This is a genomic window from Glycocaulis sp., assembly GCF_052168375.1.
Taxonomy (GTDB): Bacteria; Pseudomonadota; Alphaproteobacteria; order Caulobacterales; family Maricaulaceae; genus Glycocaulis.
The window spans coordinates 1-3,475 of sequence record NZ_JBQLZR010000204.1; the positions used below are offsets into that span (position 1 = coordinate 1).

Consider the following 3,475-nt stretch of genomic DNA (forward strand, 5'->3'; position numbering starts at 1 on the left):
AGCTTGCACGGTCGCGCACGGCGCACGCGCTCATCGCTGTCAGGGCCAGTAGGCAGACGCTGATGCGGGACAGGCGCGTCAGGGTGGTAGCTGGCATGGTCGTCGTCTCCTGACGGCTAGAAAACATGGCTGGTGGCGCCGGTGACGCGCACGCGTCCGGGGCCTTCCACGACACCTTCGACGGTGCGGTTCGATTGCAGGTTTACAAAGCGCGCTGTCTGGCCGAGCGCGGCATTTTCCAGCGCGCGGGCACGCGCGGTGAGGACCAGAGCGCCGGACTGGAAGACCAGAGCTACCGTTTCGCCGCGGGTCACAGCCGCCGGCTCGCGAAGATCATAGCCGCGCAGCGCCTCGCCGGCGCGCAAGGCGCGGCGCGCTTCCTGGCCGATCAGGGCAGTCTCGCTGGAAATGGCGTCCGCGCGGACACGGTCGGCACGCATGCGCACCCATTCCACATCAGCTGCAGTGATCACCTCGCCGCGTGCCAGCGGGCGGGCAAGGACCGGCATGTCGATCATCGGATCGGCCCGGCCTGTGACGCTGACAGGTTCGCCCTCATCATGGGTGCGGATCATTGCCCGGAAGGGGCCGCTGGCGCCGTCGAGTTCCAGCCGCACGATCTCCGGCGAACCATAGGCATCCAGCGGAGCATGCAGGGACAGCATGCGGTTGGACAATGTTACCTCGTGGCTGCGCCCTGTTTCGGCATACATGTGCGCCGCGATCAGATCGGCGATCTCGCCAGCCGAAATGCTTTGTGCCGCCCGCTCAACCGCGACGCGCTCGATCGAGGTGGCGTTGGCCCATTCCAGCCCGTTGCGCTCTGCCTGACGGCTGACCCAGGCCGGGTCGAGGAAGGTGCGCGAGCCGGGCTGGGGTGCTCTGGCAAGGGCTATGCCTGCGGCCTCGCCCTCGACGCCATCGAAGAGGTCGCCGAGCGTGACCATCGACCCTTCCACGACGACGCGTTCGCGCAGGAACACGGTCTGCTGGGCCGCAGCGAAGGCGGTGCCGGTAACGGCTAGGAGCGTGGCAGTGGCTAGGACGCGCAGCATGATGATTATTCCCGTCAGCGCAGATTGGCAGAAGCGGCGAGCATTTCGTCGGCGGCGGTGATCACACGGGCATTCATCTCGTAGGCCCGCTGGGCGCGGATCAGCGCGGTGATCTCGGTCACGGCATCGACGTTGGAGGTTTCCACAAAGCCCTGCCGGATGATGCCGAAGCCTGGCTGGCCCGGCACGCCGGCATTGGCCGCGCCCGATGCGGCGGTTTCCAGATAGAGATTGTCACCGGCAGCCTCGAGGCCGGCTTCGTTGGCAAACGTGACGAGTTCCAGCTGGCCCAGGATCTGGGCTTCGGCCTCGCCATCGATGGTCACCTGGACCTGACCTTGCTGGTTCACCTCGATCCGGCGCGCCTCGGCAGGCACGGCAATGCCCGGCATCACCATGTAACCGTCCGAGGTGACGAGCTGGCCTTCAGGGCTACGCGAGAAGCTGCCCGAACGGGTATAGCCTTCGCCGCCATTGGGAAGCTCGATGCGGAAATATCCGCGGCCGGAAATGGCAAGGTCCAGCTCGTTGCCGGTCTGCGACAGGCTGCCCTGTTCGGTGATGCGGTAGACGGAGCCGGCCTGCACGCCGAGGCCGATCTGGACACCGGTCGGAACGATGGTGCCGGCATCGGAGCTGGCAGCGCCCACCTGGCCCATATTCTGGTAGAGCAGGTCCTGGAACTCCGCGCGCTGGCGCTTGAACGCCGTCGTGTTCATGTTGGCCAGGTTGTGAGCGATCACTTCGACATTGAGCTGCTGGGCTTCCATGCCAGTGGCGGCGGTAGACAGAGCGCGCATCAGATCGGTTTCCTTTTCAGACTGTCACTAGCCGGGCCGCCCGAGGCGCTCGATGGCCTTGCGGCTGAGCTCGTCGGCTTGCTGCAGCATGCGGGTGATGGAGGAGTAGGCCCGCGAGACTTCCATCATGGAGGTGATCTCGAGAATGGGCCTTACGTTCGAACCTTCGATGAAGCCCTGACGCAGCAGCGCTTCCTGCGGAAAATCGCGCGGCGCATCGTCCGGGGCCGTGTAGAGATTCTCGCCAACCTTGGAGAGAATGCCGGGGTCATCGAAACGGGTGATGGCGATCCGCCCGGCTACGATACCGTTCTGGCTGACCTCGCCATTGGCAAGAATGCGAACCGGACCTGCGGCGGGATCCAGCGTGATCGGCGCTCCGCCTTCACCCATCACCGGTGAGCCATTGGCAGAGGTCAGCGTGCCGGCGGCATCCATCGAGAAACGGCCATCGCGGGTGAAGCGCTCGCCTTGCGGTGTATCGAGAGAAAAGAAGCCGTCGCCGGTGATGGCAACATCGAGCGGCCGGCTGGTTTCCTCCAGCGGTCCCTGCTGGAAATCGCGGCCCATGCCCCACTCGGCGACATAGCTTAACGGGCCGGGACCGTCCTCGGCGCGGGCGCGGGTATAGGGATCGGCCTCTACAAGCAATTGCTCGGCCTTGAAGCCTGCGGTGGAGACGTTCGCGATATTGTTGGCGGTGATGTCCATGGCCCGGCGCAGCACCTGCTGCTGGCTCAGACCTATCATCATCATGTTGTCCATCGCGCCGTCCTCGCCCTTTCTGGCCGTGTGCCGCGTTCGGCCGGACTTTTGCCAGCCGCGCTGCCAGCACCGACGCAAGCGGCGTGCCATGGTTAATTTGCAATAATAACAGAGGCTTATTCTGGATCAGGGCGAAGGGCGCTGCTTCCGCCCGGCAGGCAATGCAGTTCAATGCGGAAAAAACTGCCTATCGGGAGGCTTTCCCAACGGATCGTTAACCGGGTCGGGCCCTAATCCTTTCCGAAGCCTGAATCAGTGCGATGTGGCGGGACCATCATGGCCAGTAAAGACGACGAAATAGATGAAGCAGCCGAGGGCGAAAACGCCGAAGGCGAAGGCAAGTCCAAGCCCGATATCAAGAAGCTGGCCTTGTTCATCGGCCTGCCGGCCATCATCGTCATTCTGGCGCTGGTTGCTGGCGCGCTCTTCCTGTTTGGCGGGGGCGGCGGCGAGGAAGAGTTGGCTGAGGCCGATGGCGAGCATGCCGAGGCAGGCGAACATCACGAGGCCGAAGCTGCCCACGCGATCCACAGCTATGAGATCGAAGAGCCGCTGGTCGTCCAGATTACCGGGTCTGGCAATGTCCGCCCGATCCTCACGCTGAAGGTAAGCTTTGAATACACCGACCCGGCAGTTGAACCGGCCCTGCAGGAAGGCATGCAGCGCATTCTCGACCAGTATCAGGGTTTCCTGCGCGAGCTGACGCCGGATGACCTTGCCGGGTCTGCCGGCCAGCACCGCCTGCGCCTGGAATTGCTGCGCCGGACCAATCTTGCGATTGCACCGGCCCAGATCGACCGGGTTCTGCTGACCGAAATTCTGATCACCCAGACCTGAACCTGACCCCTGCTTGAA

The 3,475-nt window shown here is 64.1% G+C and carries 4 protein-coding genes; 1 reads left to right on the top strand and 3 read right to left on the bottom strand.

From position 1 onward, the window contains the following. Positions 1–116: 116 nt before the first annotated feature. The 3 genes from flgA to flgF are packed head-to-tail and all read right to left on the bottom strand — an operon-like array spanning position 117 to position 2,611. The gene (flgA, locus tag ACTS2Z_RS07945) at positions 117–1,055 is read right to left on the bottom strand and encodes a flagellar basal body P-ring formation chaperone FlgA (protein ID WP_442572677.1); all 939 of its coding nucleotides are present in this window, start codon (positions 1,053–1,055) and stop codon (positions 117–119) included. A 14-nt stretch (positions 1,056–1,069) separates the two neighbouring features. After that, the gene (gene flgG / locus ACTS2Z_RS07950) at positions 1,070–1,855 is read right to left on the bottom strand and encodes a flagellar basal-body rod protein FlgG (protein WP_442572678.1); all 786 of its coding nucleotides are present in this window, start codon (positions 1,853–1,855) and stop codon (positions 1,070–1,072) included. A gap of 27 nt (positions 1,856–1,882) precedes the next feature. Then, entirely contained in the window at positions 1,883–2,611 is a 729-nt protein-coding gene (flgF, locus tag ACTS2Z_RS07955) for a flagellar basal-body rod protein FlgF (RefSeq protein ID WP_442572679.1), read from the bottom strand. A 285-nt stretch (positions 2,612–2,896) separates the two neighbouring features. On the opposite strand from flgF, the gene ACTS2Z_RS07960 reads away from it, so the two are divergent. Next, positions 2,897–3,457 (top strand): flagellar basal body-associated FliL family protein, encoded by a 561-nt coding sequence (locus tag ACTS2Z_RS07960; protein WP_442572680.1) that lies wholly within the window; start codon positions 2,897–2,899, stop codon positions 3,455–3,457. The last annotated feature ends 18 nt before the right edge of the window (positions 3,458–3,475 follow it).